Raw genomic sequence first — 14,256 nt, forward strand, 5'->3', positions numbered from 1 at the left:
CCGGGGATGAGGAAGACAACATGGAATAGCGTCCTTGGATAACAGGAGCTATTCAGTCTAGGTAGATGCGGGGGGCGGAAAAACCATTCCTGGATCAACCCACCCTTGCGCCCGGCGCAAGGGTGCGCGGGCCGCAGCGGGGGCGTGCAGCGAGGCTTGCACGGCGGGCAACCTTCGATTGCGCCACGCGGGATTTATCCCGGCGGGCATGCGAACGAATAATGCGGCACTCGTTAACCGCAGAGGATTTCATGAATACATACCGACTCTCCATCCTGGCGCTGAGCATGGCGCTGGTTGGCGCCGCAGCGCATGCCGAAGGCAAGACCCGCGAACAGGTGCGCGCGGAACTGATGGAAGCCAAGGCCGCCGGCCTGGTGACCTACGGCGAACAGCAATATCCCGTGGATCTGCCTCATGTCAGCACCAAGACCCGCCAGCAGGTGCGCGAAGAACTCGACGCCGCGCGCGCGGCCGGCCTGGTCACGTACGGCGAACAGGACTATCCGCCTGCGCTACCGTCGCAATCGCGCCAGACCCGGGACCAGACGGTCGCGGAACTGCGCGAGGCGCGCCTGCGCGGCCAGATGAAATCGGGCGAACTGGACTACCCGCCCACCGTCAATTGATACCGTCGGCCTTGTCCGCGAAGTAGCGGGCAGGGGTCTTGCCCAGCGCCTTGCGGAACATGGTGATGAAGGCGCTGACGGATTCGTAGCCCAGGTCTTCGGCAGTGCGCTGCACCGAGACGCCGGCGGCCAGGCGCTGCAGGGCCTGGATGATGTGCATCTGCTGGCGCCAGCGGCCGAAGCTCATGCCGAGCTCTTGCTGCACCAGCCGCGCCAGCGTGCGTTCGCTCATGGCGACGCGCCTGCCCCATTGCGCCACCGTGCTGCGGTCGGCGGGGTCGGCGTGCAGGGCATCGGCGATTTCGCGCAGGCGCGGGTGGTCCGAAATGGGCAGGTGCAGTTGTTCGGTCGGCATGCGCGCCAACTGCTCGACCAGCACTTCGGCCAGCTTCCGGTTGGCAGGCGTGGCCGTGTCCTGCGGAGCCAGGTCCGCCAGATAGGCGACCAATTCGCGCACCAGCGGCGAGATCGCCAGCGTGCAGCACTGTCCAGGCAGGCCCGTGGCGTCGGGCGGCACGAACAGGAAACACACCCGGCCGTTCTGCGTGACGCGATTGCTGTGCGGCACGCCGCCAGGAATCCAGACGCCATATTGCGGCGGCACCATCCACAGACCCTGCGGCACGGAGCAGGTCACGCCGCCCTGCAAGGACAGCACCAGCTGGCCCATTGCGTGCCGGTGTGGTGGAGACTCCTGGTCGTTCTCGTCCGCATGCACGCGCATTGCATAGGCCTGTTGCGTGTCGATATCGGGATTGAAGAACGGGGCCGGGTCGTCCAGACGGTGCATTGAATTTCACCTTGACCGAATTTAGGGATAATTTGTCATTATGGCGAAATTCGGCGAAGGCGGCGATGCTTAAGCTGGCGGCATGAATTCGCATATCCCTACTTCCAAACGTCCCGCCGGCCATCCCGTGTTGCTGATCGCCGGCATTCTTTGCATGTCCATGGCGCTGCGCGCGCCGATTACTGGCGTGCCGCCGCTGACCGGCATGATCCGCGAGCAGTTGGGGCTGAGCGCCACCGCCGCGGGCATGCTGATCACCTTGCCCTTGCTGGCCTTTGCCGTGGTGTCGCTGTTTGCCGCGGGCCTGGCTCGCCGCCACGGACTGGAGCGCAGCTTGTTTGCCGCCATGCTGCTGATCGCGGCTGGCATCCTCGTGCGCACGCTGGGGCCGGCCTGGAGCCTGTTCCTGGGCACGGTTGTCATCGGCGCCGGCATCGCCATCGGCAATGTGTTGTTGCCCAGCCTTCTGAAGCGCGATTTTCCGCAGCAGCTCGCGGGCCTGACTTCGGCCTATGTGCTGACCATGAGCCTGGCCGCGGGGCTGGCGTCCGCCATTGCCATCCCGCTGGCGGGTCTGTCCGACGCGGCCTGGCGCTTTTCCTCGGGCTGCCTGTTGGTGCTACCCGTGCTCAGCGCCTTGCTATGGCTGCCGCAGCTGGCCAATCACACCGCGCCCGCGGGATCCACGGCGCATGCGCCGCACGGTCCCAGGTTGTGGCGCTCCGCGCTGGCGTGGCAGGTGACGCTGTTCCTGGGCATCAATTCCTTCGTGTTCTATGTGGGCGTGAGCTGGCTGCCGGCCATCCTGCGCGATGCTGGCTATACGGCTGAACGCGCCGGCACGTTGCATGGCTTGCTGCAGCTCATGTCGGCCGTCCCGGCCCTGTTCCTGGCTCCCCTGGTGCGGCGCCTGAAGGACCAGCGCGGCGCGGCGTTCTGCGCGGCCGCGGCTTCGCTCGTCGCGTTTGCCGGCTTGATCGTCGCGCCCGGCTGGGCGACGCTGTGGATCGTGCTGATGGGCCTGGGCACGGGCGGCGGCATCATTCTGGGCCTTGCATTCGTGGGCTTGCGCGCCAGTCATGCGCAGCAGGCGGCGGCGCTGTCGGGCATGGCGCAGTGCGTGGGCTATCTGTTCGCGGCCAGCGGCCCTGCGCTAGCGGGCACGCTGCACGACACGCAGGGAGACTGGACCCTGGCGCTGGCCCTGTGCGCGGTCTTGTGCCTGGCGATGGCGGCCACCGGTCTTTACGCGGGCCGCGCCATCCAGATCGGGCAATACCGGGATGCCGCGCTCAAGTCTGTCCGGCCCGGCTTTTCCACAAGCGCACCAGTGGCTCGGGCGCGTCGGTCTCCGGCACGTCGAAGCTGATGTCCGCGAGGTCGTCGCCTTTGTACACGACTTCGACGTGGAAATAGCGCTGATCGCCGCCTGCCGGCGCGCAGCGCGGAACGGCCACCGGCGCGGCGCGTTGCAGGGCGTCGCAAACCTCCTGCCGCAGGTCCGGCGGGCAGGTGGCGAGGTCGATGCTGCGCGGCTGCGCCAATGCCGGCATATAGGCCAGCCCGCCTTCGCGGGTCAGGCGCACCAGCATGGCAAGGTCCAGGGATGGCAGCTCGATCATGTCTGGACTCCCACGCCGGCCCAGGCGCGGGCGACGGCATCGCGCACGGCGGCGTCATGGCGTTCCGCCGCGACGGCCAGCGTCAGTTTCGCGAACTGCACGAAGTCGGCATCGTGGCGCAGGCGCTTGTCGCACAACGCGTCGTACCAGACGCGGCCCGCGCTGGCCCATGCGGGGCCTTCCATCGAAGTGGCCGCCAGATAAAAGGCGCGGTTGGGGATGCCGGAGTTGATGTGCACGCCGCCATTGTCGTTCGGCGTGTCCACGTAGTCGCGCATGTGCGCGGGCTGCGGATCCTTGCCCAGCAGAGGGTCGTCGTAAGCGCTGCCGGGTTCCGCCATGGAGCGCAGCGCGCGGGCGCGGATCTTGGGCTTGAACAGCCCGGCGCCCACCAGCCAATCGGCCTGGCGCGCGTCCTGGCCCAGCGTGTGCTGCTTGACCAGCGCGCCGAACACATCGCACAGGGATTCGTTCAGGGCGCCGGACTGGCCTTGGTAGAGCAAGGCGGCCTCGGCGTCGATCACGCCGTGCGTGAGTTCGTGGCCGATGATGTCCACGGCCACCGTGAAACGGTTGAACACTTCGCCGTCGCCGTCGCCGAACACCATCTGTGCGCCGTTCCAGAAGGCGTTGTCGTAGTCTTCGCCGTAATGCACGGTGCCGACCAGCGGCAGGCCCTGGCCGTCGATGGAGTGGCGCTTGTAGACGTCCCAGAACAGCTTGTAGGTCGAGCCCAGATGCTCATAGGCCTCGTCCACCGCCACGTCGCCGCTGGCGGAGGCGCCTTCGGCGCGCACCAGCTTGCCGGGCAGGGTGGTGGTGTTGGCGGCGTCGTGCACGGCGCGCTGCGGCGTGCCGGCGGGCGCTGCCTTCTTGGGCCGGGCGGGCTTGGCGCGCGGCGGCTGCGCCGCCATTTCGCGCAGGCTGCGCTGCTGCTGGTCGATGATCAGCGTCTTGACCGCGGGCATGCTGACCCGCGCATCGGCGTGCTGCGCCAGCCGATCCAGCATGTAGGGGGGGATCACGCCGATCAGCGGCGCGGACTCGGAAGGACGTGGCATGCGCGGTCTCCGTCGTGGGCGCCGGGCCAGGGCCGCGGCGCGAGGCGATTCAACGGTAGCAGATAGATCCGCGGCAGGGACGTAACAGTGTGCGGCCTGATGCTAGGAACTATGGACGCCGCGTGGCGGCGTCCATGGCGCGCGGCGCCTAGTTGAACACGCCCGTGAGGACGTCCGCGACGACGGCGGTGGCGATGGCGACGAGGATCAGGTCGCTGCCCGCGACGCGCCATTCGTAGCCCGGATGCACGGGCAGGCGCGCCAGCATGGGGCCGGGCACCATCTTCTTGGCGATGCCCGGAGGCAGGGGCTTGCCGCGCGCCAGGTTCTTGCGTATGCCCGGCGGCAGCGAGCCGTAGCCCGTCGCCCCGGCCTGCACGGCATAGCTGCGCGCGGTGGACACGGTGATGCCCGCGGTGCTGAGCGTGACGCTGACGCCGCTGTCCTGGCTCTGCTGGCCCTTGTTCTTGCCATTGCCGTTACCGCCGCCATTGCCATTGCCATTGCCTTGGCCCGCGTGGTCTGGCTTGCCTTTGCCCTCGGGCGGCGCGGCCTGTGCCGGTGCGCCAAGCACGGCGGCACAGGCAAGGATGGCGACGATCATTGAAGGTGTGCGGCGCATGGTTGTGGCTCCTGCAGTGTAGAGAGTTGCCTAGCGTAGCGCTGTCGTTGGGTTCGTGCCACTGTCCTTCGCCGATGCCGTCGCAACAATCGCCACAATTCGCCTGACGTTCCAGTCGCGATAGAATCCCCTGCTTATTTTCCGGGGGGGAACGCACGATGAGGTATTTCCTGATCTTGGTTGGGGCGGCCGTGGTCGCCTATTTGCTGGCGCGCGGCATCGCCGCCGTGCTCTCGGACCGTAAACGTTCAAAATCAGAAAGGGATTCGAAGTGAAGCCGACAGATATCCAGATGGTCAAGACGATTGGTGCCGTAAAGCCGCGTAGTTTCAAGATCGCGGTGATCACGGCGGTGTTGTTTTTGCTGATTCTGTTCCTGGCCTTCGATTCCTGGTTCCAGGTCGACCAGGGCGAGCGCGGCGTGGTGCTGCGCAACGGCAAGCTGGTGCGCGTGTCGGAACCGGGCCTGGACTTCAAGACCCCGTTCATCGACAACGTGATGACGGTGTCGGTGCGCGACCACACGTTCGTGTTTGAAAAGCTGGAAGCCTACAGCTATGACCAGCAACCGGCCACGCTGCGCGTGTCGGTGACCTACCGCGTGCCGTCCGAGCACGTGGCCGAGCTGTACTCGGAATACGGCACCATCAGCAATCTGCAGATGCGCGTGCTGGAGCGCAAGACCCCGGATTCGGTGAAGAACGTGTTCGGCCAATACACGGCGGTGCGCGCCATCCAGGAACGCCAGAAGCTGGGCCAGGACGTGAATGCTGCCGTGCTCAAGACGATGGAAGGCGCACCGGTGCAGGTGGTGGGCGTGCAGATCGAGGAAGTCGGTTTTTCGCAGGCCTATGAGCACTCGATCGAACAGCGCATGTTGGCGCAGGTGCAGATCGAGACGACCCGCCAACAGAAGGAAACGGCGATGATCACCGCCGAGATCCAGGTGGTCAAGGCCAAGGCGGAAGCCGACGCGCGCCGCCAGCAGTTCACGGCCGAGGCCGACGGCATCCGCATGCGCGGCGACGCCGAGGCGGCCGCGATCCGCGCCAAGGCCGAGGCCTTGGCCGCCAACACCAATCTGGTGAGCCTGAACGCGGTGGAGAAGTGGGACGGCGTGCTGCCGACCACGCAGGTGCCGAACGCGGCCCTGCCGTTCATCGGCATCAAGTAGGCGCCGCGGGCGCAGGCTGTGCCCGCAGCGGCGGCGCAGCCTGACGCCGGCGCGCGTAGTCCATGAGGCTGTCGCCCGACAAGGCCTTGCTGTAGTACCACCCCTGCACGATGATCTCGGCGGGGGATTCCAGCGCCATCAGCTGCTGGTCCGTTTCCACGCCTTCCACCACGATCTGCAGGTTCAGCGCTTCGCAAAAGCGCAGCAAGCCGTTCAGGACCAGCGCGCCTCGGGGACTGTCTTGCGCCACGACGAAGCTGCGGTCGATCTTGACCGCATCGATTTCGAACTGGTGCAGATAGCTGAGGGCGGAATAGCCGGTGCCGAAATCATCGATGTAGATGCGGGCGCCTATCGCATGCAGACGGTCGAAGGCGGTGTGCAGCGCCTGGGTGTCCTCCACCAGCGCGTCTTCGGTCAACTCGACCGAGATCTGTCCGCCGGCCTGCGCCAGCACCTTGATCAGTTTTTCGAGGTAGTCGCCGGACGTCAGCGTGCCGGCCGTGACGTTGATGGTCATCGGCAAGCGGAAGTCGCGCTTGCGCCATTGCAGACATTGCTGCACGGCCTGTCTGGCCACCCACAGGTCCACCTCCCGCATCAGGTCGGCCTGCGCCAGCCAGCGCAGGAATTCCACCGGCGTTTGCCGCGCGCCGTCGGGTCCGGTGGCGCGCAGCAGCGCTTCGCAGCCGGTGCACAGGCCGCTGCGCAATGACACCTGCGGCTGGAATTCCAGATGGAAGTCGTACTGGCTGATGGCGCGGATGCGCGTGTTTTCGGCGTTGCGGCGTGCACGGTCGGCATAGGTCTGCACCACCGGATCATGCGCGTACAGCAGCGATTCCTCTTGCAGCCGCGTGAAGGTCGTGTCCAGCGATTTGAAGTAGACGGTGGCGCTTTCCTGGCGCTGCCGCTCCAGTGCGACGACAAAGGGCGCGTACAGACACGCGCCCAGCGCCACCAGCACGAGTTGCAGCGCCACGCCGCCCAGGCTGCCGCCGGCGGCAATGTAGGCGTTGAACAGCACCGGCGAGGTCAGCGGCAAGGTCGTCGCCGCGGAAGGCAGCCAGCCCAGTTGCACGACGGCCAGCGCGAGGATGGCGTTGGTCACCGGCGCCAGGATGAACGGCGCCAGCAGGCGCGGATTCAGGATCAGCGGCAGCCCGAACAGCAGGATTTCATTCACGTTCAGGAGCGCCACCGGCAGGCTGGCCAGCGCCAGCAGCCGCAGCGATTCGGTGCGCGCAAACACCAGCATGGCCACGGCCAACGACAGCGTCGCGCCCGATCCGCCGATGAAGACGAAAGCGCCCAGGAGGGTGCTGTTCAAGGCATACATGCCTTCGTAGCCGGCGGACTGGGTGGCGGAATTCAGCATGGCCGCCTGGTCCATGACGCTCATCAGGGGGGCCAGGGCGTGGTAGCCGTGTATGCCGAAGAACCACAGCAGCGAATTCAGGCCGGCGATCAACGCGCCCGAGGTGAAGGGGCTGTCCAGCGAGGCCAGACTCAAGGGTATGTTGAACTGCGCCACGGCGGGGATCTGGAGCGCGGCGGAGAGCGTCAGCACGACCAGGCCGGCCGTCAGCAGGCCGGGTACGACCATGTTCAGCGTGTCGCGGACGTTATCGCTGATAACGCCGTCGGGCGCCAGCTGGGTCCAGCGGCGACGGTGCAGCCACGCCATCAACGGCACGGTCAGCAAGGGCGAAACGATGGCGATGAACAGTACCAGGGTGGCGGCGGCCTGGGGGTAGGGCGTCATCAGGCCGTCGGCGATCATCACGTAGGACAGGCACAGGAACGCGGTGGGCAGATGCGGCACCCGATGGCGGAACGACAGCATGTAGCCGATGGACGTGCCGGCCAGGATAGGCATGAGGTTCGTCAGCTTGTCGTGGACGGCGGTCAACAGTTCCACGACGGTGGCTGGCAGGCCCAGTTGCCGGGCGATGACGGTCAGCACCAGGAACAACGCCGTGACCAGCAGGCACGGCAAGGTCCAGAGCAGGCCCTCGCGTATGGCGCGCAGGGCGCTTGCGCCCGCCAGCGCGGCCAGCCGATCCTTTGGATAACGCATCAACGCCAGTTTCGACATGGCGGTTCGCTCAAGAGTCCGTGCAAGCGAAGATCCCCGCTCCCGTGTTTGTAAGAATATTTTGCTACATCCTAGCCCCGCTTTTCCAGGTTAAGCAATCGACGCCTATCAGAATGTCAGGGATTCCCCTCTATCAAGAATTGCAAAGCGGGCGCAAGGTGGCAGCACAGGCGCACGGGGCCGCTATACGATCAAGCGTCGTTCGCCCGGTGGCGGGACTACAAGCTTCAGAAAGAGGAGACGTGGATGTCTCAGTTGGATTGGACGTCCGGCGATACCAAGCCGGACCGGCAGGGATACTACGAAACGCGGTACGACACAGGATGCACGGCCATCACGCTTTACAGCGTGCTGGGTTGGATGCCGGTGAAAACGCCCGGCAACATGGTGAGCTGGCGCCCGTTGCCGCCCGCCGTCGAAAGACAGGAAGCCGAGCGCCACATCCAGGAACTGCGAGAAGCGCAAAGCCACGTTCCCATGGATTACTGAGGCGGCGCGCGGGAGGGGCCCCAAGGACAGTGGCAGGCAGTTGCGATAATGAGAATTATTTGTAAAATTCGCGGCGTCGCCATCTCCGTTGTCCGATCGGTCCATGTCCCGTTCCCCTCCGCCCCGTTCCGGCTGGCTCGCCTACTACGACGAGCTGGTGGGGGTATGGAGCCGTAGAGTCGGCAACCGGCATGATGCTGAGGACGCGGCGCACGATGCCATCGAACGCCTGCTGAAGGCCGACGCCAGCGTCGCGTTGAAGGCGCGCAGCTACCTGTTCCAGGCCGCCGGACATCGCTTGATCGACCGCTGGCGCCGGCAGGAACGGACCGAGCATGTACCGCTGGACCTGCTGGACGAGGCTGACCAGCCCGCCTGGACCGACCCGGAGTCGCCGGTGCGCGCGTCGCGTCTGGCGGACGATCTTGCGCAAGTCCTGGCAGAATTGCCACCCAAGTGCCGCGAGGCCTTTGTCCTGAATCGCATCGAAGGCTGGACGCAGGCCGAGGTGGCGCAGCATATGGGCCTGTCCAAGAACATGATCGAACGCTACGTCATGCGGGCAATCGAATTCGTCCGCGACCGCATGCGTGAACACAATCCATGACGATGCCTTCCACCAACGACCGCGATGAGCAGGGCGCGCCCGATACGGCGGCGCAGTGGTTCGCGCGTTGGCATTCGGGCGACCTGACGCGCCGCCAGCGACGCGAGTTTGCCCGCTGGCGGCGCGATCATCCCGAGGCCGCGCGCGAGTTCGACCGCATGCAGCAACTGGGCAAGGCCGCCGCCGGAATGTCCCGCGATCAAGTCCGGACCTTGCTGGGCGGAGAGATTCCGGCCCGGCCCCGGCCGCAACGGCAGCGCCGCCTGGCGCTGCGCATGGCCGCGGGCTGTGCGGCATTGGCTGCGGCCGCCATGGTGGCGTGGTGGAACCTGCCGGCGGAGATTCCGGGATACTCCGCGACGCTGGTCGCGGAGCGCGGCGAACGCCGGCAAGTGACCTTGCCCGATGGTTCCGTGCTGGAACTCAATGGCGCGACGCGCGCCGAGGTGCGTTTGTACGCCGGGCGCCGGGAAGTGGCGCTGGACGGCGGCGAGATCCTGTTCACCGTCAGCGCCGATGCGGCGCGGCCATTCATCGTGCGCGCAGGCAGCGGCGTGGTGCGCGTGACCGGCACCGTCTTCGATGTGCGGCGCGACGAGGATCAGGTCGCGGTGCTGGTGGCGTCCGGCACCGTGGAGGTGTCGGGCGGCCGCTGGTGGAACATGGGTCATGCCGTGCTGCGCGGGGGGGACGGCATCCGCGTGCCAGCCAGCGGCGCGATCGGCGTGCCAGCGCCCGCCGACGTCCAGAGCGCGATCGCGTGGCGCGAAGGCCGGGTGGTGTTCAAGAACGCGCCGCTGGCCGAGGTGGTGCGGGATATGAACCGCTATTTGCCCACGCCGTTGCGGCTGGCGGACGACAGGGCGGGGCGCTTGCGGGTATCGGCGTCATTCAGCCTGGATCGGCCCGAAGCCCTGGTCGACGCCTTGCCGGCGGTGGCGCCGGTGCGCCTGACGCCGCGCCCGGACGGCGCCATCGACATCAGCGCAAAGTAGCTTCATCGAGGCGTGGTTACAAAATAAATGAGAATGGGATTCAGGTTTATCTTGGGCTGATTCGTTCTACGAAGGAAGGCGGCAGCCGCCGCGTTTCCATCTCGGGAAACGTTCCCCGTATCGTCGAACAGAACAGCAGGTACTTGTGACTATTCCAGCAGCCCGGCATTTCCCCGCCGTTGCGCGCCTTGCGTGCGCATCTCCCCGGTTCATGTTTTCTTCCCTGCTGTTGGCAGTGGCCTTGGCGACGGCGGGCACGCCGGCGATTGCTCAGCCGCAAGCGCCCGCCGTGCCTATCGACATCGCGGCACAGCCCTTGGGCGATGCCGTGATGCAATGGGCGGCGCAGGTCAAGGTGCGCGTGTTCTACGCGCCTGAAGTGGTGGCCGGTGTAAGCAGCAACGGCCTGCGCGGCCGGCTATCGCCCGAGGAGGCCTTGCGCAGCCTGTTGCAAGGCACGGGCGTGACGTACCGTTGGCAGGGCGACAGCATCATCTTGTCGCGCGATGGCGGCGTGGCCAGCCTTGCGCCAGTGACGGTGCTGGGCAGTATGAATCCGGCGGTGACCGAAGGCACCGGCTCCTACACGACTCCGGCATCGGCCGCCGCCACGGGCCTGACCTTGTCGCTGCGCGAAACGCCGCAGTCCGTCAGCGTGGTGACACGCCAGCGCATCGACGACCAGAACCTGCGGTCGCTGGACGAAGTGATGGGCAGCGTGGTGGGCGTGCAGGTGGTCAGCGAGGACACCGATCGCACGGACTTCTGGTCGCGCGGCTTCTACATCGACAGCCTGCAGTACGACGGCGTTCCCACCACCATCGGCCTGTCGATGTATGGCGAATCCGACAACGATTCATTCATCTACGACCGCATCGAAGTCGTGCGTGGCGCGACCGGCCTGATGACGGGCGCGGGCAATCCGGGCGCTTCGATCAACCTGGTGCGCAAGCATGCCAATAGCCGCGAATTCACCGGAACGGTGAGCGCCGGCGCGGGGTCGTGGAATCAATATCGCGGCGCGGTGGACATGTCCACGCCATTGAACCAGGAAGGCACCGTGCGTGCGCGCATGGTGGCGATGTACCAGGGCCGCGACTCCTACATCGATCTGTACCATGCCAACAAGCAGGTGTTCTATGGCGTCATCGATGCGGACCTGACGCCATCGACCCGGTTGAGCCTGGGCGCGGACTACCAGGACAAGCGTCCGCGCGGATCCACCTGGGGCAGCCTGCCGGTGGTGTTCAGCGACGGCACGCCGACCGACTGGCGGCGTTCCAAGACCACCGCGGCGGACTGGACCTACTGGCATACGACCAACCAGACCGTATTCGCCACGCTGGAACATCGCTTCGCCAACGATTGGGCGGTCAAGGCCGATTGGTCGCAACGCAAGAGCAAGTACGACGCCAAGCTTTTGTACCTGTACGGCGACCTGGACCGTGCAACCGGAACCGGCTTGGCGGCGCTGCCGGGATACTGGAATTCCTACGCGCAGCAGACCTCGCTGGACTTGCAGGCCACGGGGCCGTTCAACCTGCTCGGCCGCAAGCACGAGCTGGTGGTGGGCGCCATGCGCAGCCGCTACGGCGAGGACTTCTACCGCTACGGCTTCGACCGCGCCACGCTGGCGGATACCGGCAACTTCTACCAGTGGGACGGCTCGTACGCGCAGCCGACCTGGACCGAGGCCAGCTTGCGGGACACGGTGACGCACCAACGCGGCGTCTATGCCGCGGCGCGGTGGTCGCTGGCCGACAATCTGACTGTCATCACGGGCGGCCGTTACGCGAGCTGGGAATCGAAATCGCCCACGCGCGACCAGAAGGATTCCCAGTTCATTCCGTACGCCGGCGTGGTGGTCGACCTGAACGACACCTACTCCGCCTACGTCAGCTATACCGACATCTTCCAGCCCCAGGACAATCGGGACAGCAGCGGCAATTACCTGGATCCGGTGCAGGGCCAGAACTATGAAGTGGGCCTGAAGGGCGAGTACCTGGACGGCAGGTTGAATACTTCCGTCGCGCTGTTCAAGGTCAGGCAAAGCAAGGTCGCGGTGCTGGACGGAGACAAACTGGTGCCCGGCACGCCCGATCAGGCCTACAAGACCGCCGACGGCGTCACCACCAAGGGCATCGAGCTGGAAGTGAGCGGGCTGTTGTCGGAGGGCTGGAACGCCTATGCCGGAGGCACGTACTACACCAGCCGCGATGCGCAGGGCGTGTCGGTCAATCCCGAGCGTCCGCGCGCGGTGGCCAAGCTGTTCACCACCTATCGGTTGCCGGGTGCGTGGAACCGCCTGACGGTGGGTGGCGGCGTCAACTGGCAGTTGTCGAGCTACTCCGAAGTCAGCGCCGGCGACGCCACGGTCACGGTCAAGCAGAAGGCCTACGCGATCTACAACCTGATGGCGCGCTACGACTTCAATTCGCGCCTGTCGGCGCAGATGAACCTGAACAACCTGTTCGACAAGAAGTACTACCTGGGCGGCGTGGGCAACCAGGTCTACTACGGCGAGCCCAGAAGCGTGTTCGTCAACCTGACCGCCAAGTTCTGATTGGCGGCGCGCCGCTGCGGTAGCCAGGGGCGCGTCCAGAGCGGGGCAAGGATACGATAGAATATAAATGGTTCCTATTTAGATTCTATTGCCAGGTGCGCCTTGCCTCCGCCCGACTCCCCTCCCGCCGACAACGTCGCGCAACTCTATCGTGACCACCACGGCTGGCTGTCGGTCTGGTTGCGCAGGAAGCTGGGCAATTCCTTCGACGCGGCGGACCTGGCCCATGACACCTTCGTACGCCTGATGGCCGGGCGGCGCAGGACGGAGGCGGGCGCGGAGCCGCGCGCGTTGCTGACGCACATCGCGAAGGGCCTGGTGGTGGACCACTGGCGCCGGCGAACGCTGGAAGAGGCCTATCTGGCCACGGTGGCGCAATTGCCCGAGCAGCAGGCGCCGTCGCCGGAGGCGCGCGCGCTGATCCTGGAAACCTTGCACGCCATCGATACGGCGTTGCGGACGCTATCCGCCAAAACGCGCGAGATCTTCCTGCTGTCGCAGTTCGACGGCATGGGCTATGACGCCATCGCGCAACGCCTGGACGTGTCGCTGTCCACGGTCAAGCGCCATATGCAGGCGGCGCTGACCGCATGCCTGATCGCAAGCCAGGCCGACGCGTGATCGACCCCGCGATCCTGAGGGAAGCGGCCGGCTGGCTGGTGCGTTTCCAATCCGAGAGCTTGTCGCCGTCCGAGCGTGAGGCGTTCGACCGCTGGCGCGCCCGCAGCCCGGCGCACGCCGCCGCATGGCAACGCGCCGAAGAAATGCTGCGCGGATTCGGCCAGGTGCCTCCGCGCATCGCTGGCGATACCTTGCGCCGGCTGGATCGCCCGGGTCGGCGCCAGGCCGCGCGCGCGCTGGCCGGCCTGTTGATCGCGGGACCCGTGGCATGGCTGGGCTGGCGCGAGCTGCCCTGGCGCGAGTGGAGCGCGGATGCGCGCACCGCGACCGGCGAGCAGCGCCGCCTGGAATTGGCCGATGGCACGCAACTGGTGCTCAATACCGCCAGCGCGGTGGACATCGACTACACCGCACAGCAGCGCACGGTCTGGTTGCGGGCGGGCGAAATCCTGCTGACCACGGGTAGCGATACGCCGCAGTTGCGCCGTCCCTTCATCGTCCAGACCGCCCAAGGCGCGATCCGCGCGCTGGGCACTCGCTTCCTGGTGCGCGACGAAGGCGATGCCGTGCGCGTGGCGGTCTTCGAGGGCGCGGTGGAGATCTGGCCCGTGGCGGCGGCTGGCAGCGCCACGGTGCTGCCGGCCGGACGGCAGACCGTCTTCAACGGGCGCGAGGTGCAACCCCAGATCCCGGTGGAGACGTCGGCGGCGTCGTGGGAGCAGGGCATGCTTGCCGCGCGCAACTGGCGGCTGGCCGACCTGGTGGATGAACTGGCCCGGTATCGCCGCGGCATGCTGCGCTGCGATCCAGCAGTGGCGGGGCTGCGCGTGTCCGGGGCGTTTCCGTTGAACGATATCGATGCCAGCTTGCGCTTGCTGGAAAAGACCCTGCCCGTGAGGGTGAGCAAGGTCACGCCGTACTGGACGACGGTGGTACCGCGCGCCGGCGTTACAAATTAATCGCGAACTGGCTGAACCTTTTCTTC

General features: G+C 66.4%; 14 protein-coding genes. 9 read left to right on the forward strand and 5 right to left on the reverse strand.

The genetic code is table 11. The features are described from left to right. The first annotated feature begins 251 nt into the window (after nucleotides 1-251). Nucleotides 252-629 (forward strand): DUF4148 domain-containing protein, encoded by a 378-nt coding sequence (locus tag N5C88_RS02765; protein WP_280014636.1) that lies wholly within the window; start codon nucleotides 252-254, stop codon nucleotides 627-629. Here N5C88_RS02765 and N5C88_RS02770 read toward each other — a convergent pair. Then, nucleotides 622-1,419, reverse strand: a complete 798-nt coding sequence (locus N5C88_RS02770; protein ID WP_118932953.1) for a helix-turn-helix transcriptional regulator — start codon at nucleotides 1,417-1,419, stop codon at nucleotides 622-624. The genes N5C88_RS02765 and N5C88_RS02770 overlap by 8 nt on opposite strands. A gap of 82 nt (nucleotides 1,420-1,501) precedes the next feature. Between N5C88_RS02770 and N5C88_RS02775 the strand changes: the two genes are divergently transcribed. Further along, nucleotides 1,502-2,788 carry an MFS transporter gene (locus N5C88_RS02775; protein WP_280014637.1) on the forward strand — a complete coding sequence of 429 codons (1,287 nt, stop codon included), beginning with the start codon at nucleotides 1,502-1,504 and terminating at the stop codon, nucleotides 2,786-2,788. Here N5C88_RS02775 and N5C88_RS02780 read toward each other — a convergent pair. The 3 genes from N5C88_RS02780 to N5C88_RS02790 all read right to left on the reverse strand — a co-directional run bounded on the left by N5C88_RS02780 (nucleotide 2,712) and on the right by N5C88_RS02790 (nucleotide 4,724). Further along, nucleotides 2,712-3,041 carry a protealysin inhibitor emfourin gene (locus N5C88_RS02780; protein ID WP_280014638.1) on the reverse strand — a complete coding sequence of 110 codons (330 nt, stop codon included), beginning with the start codon at nucleotides 3,039-3,041 and terminating at the stop codon, nucleotides 2,712-2,714. The two genes, N5C88_RS02775 and N5C88_RS02780, sit on opposite strands and share 77 nt — an antisense overlap. Then, nucleotides 3,038-4,102, reverse strand: coding sequence for a M4 family metallopeptidase (locus N5C88_RS02785; protein WP_280014639.1), 1,065 nt, complete (start codon nucleotides 4,100-4,102; stop codon nucleotides 3,038-3,040). Before N5C88_RS02785 ends, N5C88_RS02780 begins: the two co-directional genes overlap by 4 nt. A gap of 148 nt (nucleotides 4,103-4,250) precedes the next feature. Further along, nucleotides 4,251-4,724 (reverse strand): anti-virulence regulator CigR family protein, encoded by a 474-nt coding sequence (locus N5C88_RS02790; RefSeq protein ID WP_280014640.1) that lies wholly within the window; start codon nucleotides 4,722-4,724, stop codon nucleotides 4,251-4,253. Nucleotides 4,725-5,016: 292 nt separating this feature from the next. Between N5C88_RS02790 and N5C88_RS02795 the strand changes: the two genes are divergently transcribed. Continuing rightward, entirely contained in the window at nucleotides 5,017-5,898 is an 882-nt protein-coding gene (locus tag N5C88_RS02795; protein ID WP_118932958.1) for a prohibitin family protein, read from the forward strand. On the opposite strand, the gene N5C88_RS02800 is transcribed toward N5C88_RS02795, so the two are convergent. Continuing rightward, entirely contained in the window at nucleotides 5,891-7,996 is a 2,106-nt protein-coding gene (locus tag N5C88_RS02800) for an EAL domain-containing protein (RefSeq protein WP_280014641.1), read from the reverse strand. The two genes, N5C88_RS02795 and N5C88_RS02800, sit on opposite strands and share 8 nt — an antisense overlap. A gap of 246 nt (nucleotides 7,997-8,242) precedes the next feature. Between N5C88_RS02800 and N5C88_RS02805 the strand changes: the two genes are divergently transcribed. The 6 genes from N5C88_RS02805 to N5C88_RS02830 all read left to right on the forward strand — a co-directional run bounded on the left by N5C88_RS02805 (nucleotide 8,243) and on the right by N5C88_RS02830 (nucleotide 14,230). Next, on the forward strand, nucleotides 8,243-8,485 hold the full coding sequence (locus N5C88_RS02805) for a hypothetical protein (RefSeq protein ID WP_054451693.1): 243 nt from the start codon (nucleotides 8,243-8,245) through the stop codon (nucleotides 8,483-8,485). A 103-nt stretch (nucleotides 8,486-8,588) separates the two neighbouring features. After that, complete coding sequence (locus N5C88_RS02810; protein ID WP_059378861.1) at nucleotides 8,589-9,092, forward strand: sigma-70 family RNA polymerase sigma factor; 504 nt, start codon at nucleotides 8,589-8,591, stop codon at nucleotides 9,090-9,092. Further along, nucleotides 9,089-10,087, forward strand: a complete 999-nt coding sequence (locus N5C88_RS02815; RefSeq protein WP_280014642.1) for a FecR domain-containing protein — start codon at nucleotides 9,089-9,091, stop codon at nucleotides 10,085-10,087. Before N5C88_RS02810 ends, N5C88_RS02815 begins: the two co-directional genes overlap by 4 nt. Nucleotides 10,088-10,298: 211 nt before the next feature. Continuing rightward, nucleotides 10,299-12,650 carry a ferric-rhodotorulic acid/ferric-coprogen receptor FhuE gene (gene fhuE, locus N5C88_RS02820; protein WP_280014643.1) on the forward strand — a complete coding sequence of 784 codons (2,352 nt, stop codon included), beginning with the start codon at nucleotides 10,299-10,301 and terminating at the stop codon, nucleotides 12,648-12,650. 102 nt (nucleotides 12,651-12,752) lie between these two features. Continuing rightward, nucleotides 12,753-13,271 (forward strand): sigma-70 family RNA polymerase sigma factor, encoded by a 519-nt coding sequence (locus N5C88_RS02825; RefSeq protein WP_280014644.1) that lies wholly within the window; start codon nucleotides 12,753-12,755, stop codon nucleotides 13,269-13,271. After that, complete coding sequence (locus N5C88_RS02830; RefSeq protein ID WP_280014645.1) at nucleotides 13,241-14,230, forward strand: FecR family protein; 990 nt, start codon at nucleotides 13,241-13,243, stop codon at nucleotides 14,228-14,230. Before N5C88_RS02825 ends, N5C88_RS02830 begins: the two co-directional genes overlap by 31 nt. Nucleotides 14,231-14,256: the final 26 nt, after the last annotated feature.

Origin of the sequence: Achromobacter sp. GD03932 (assembly GCF_029839485.1) — a bacterium.
GTDB classification, from domain to species: domain Bacteria; phylum Pseudomonadota; class Gammaproteobacteria; order Burkholderiales; family Burkholderiaceae_B; genus Achromobacter; species Achromobacter bronchisepticus_A.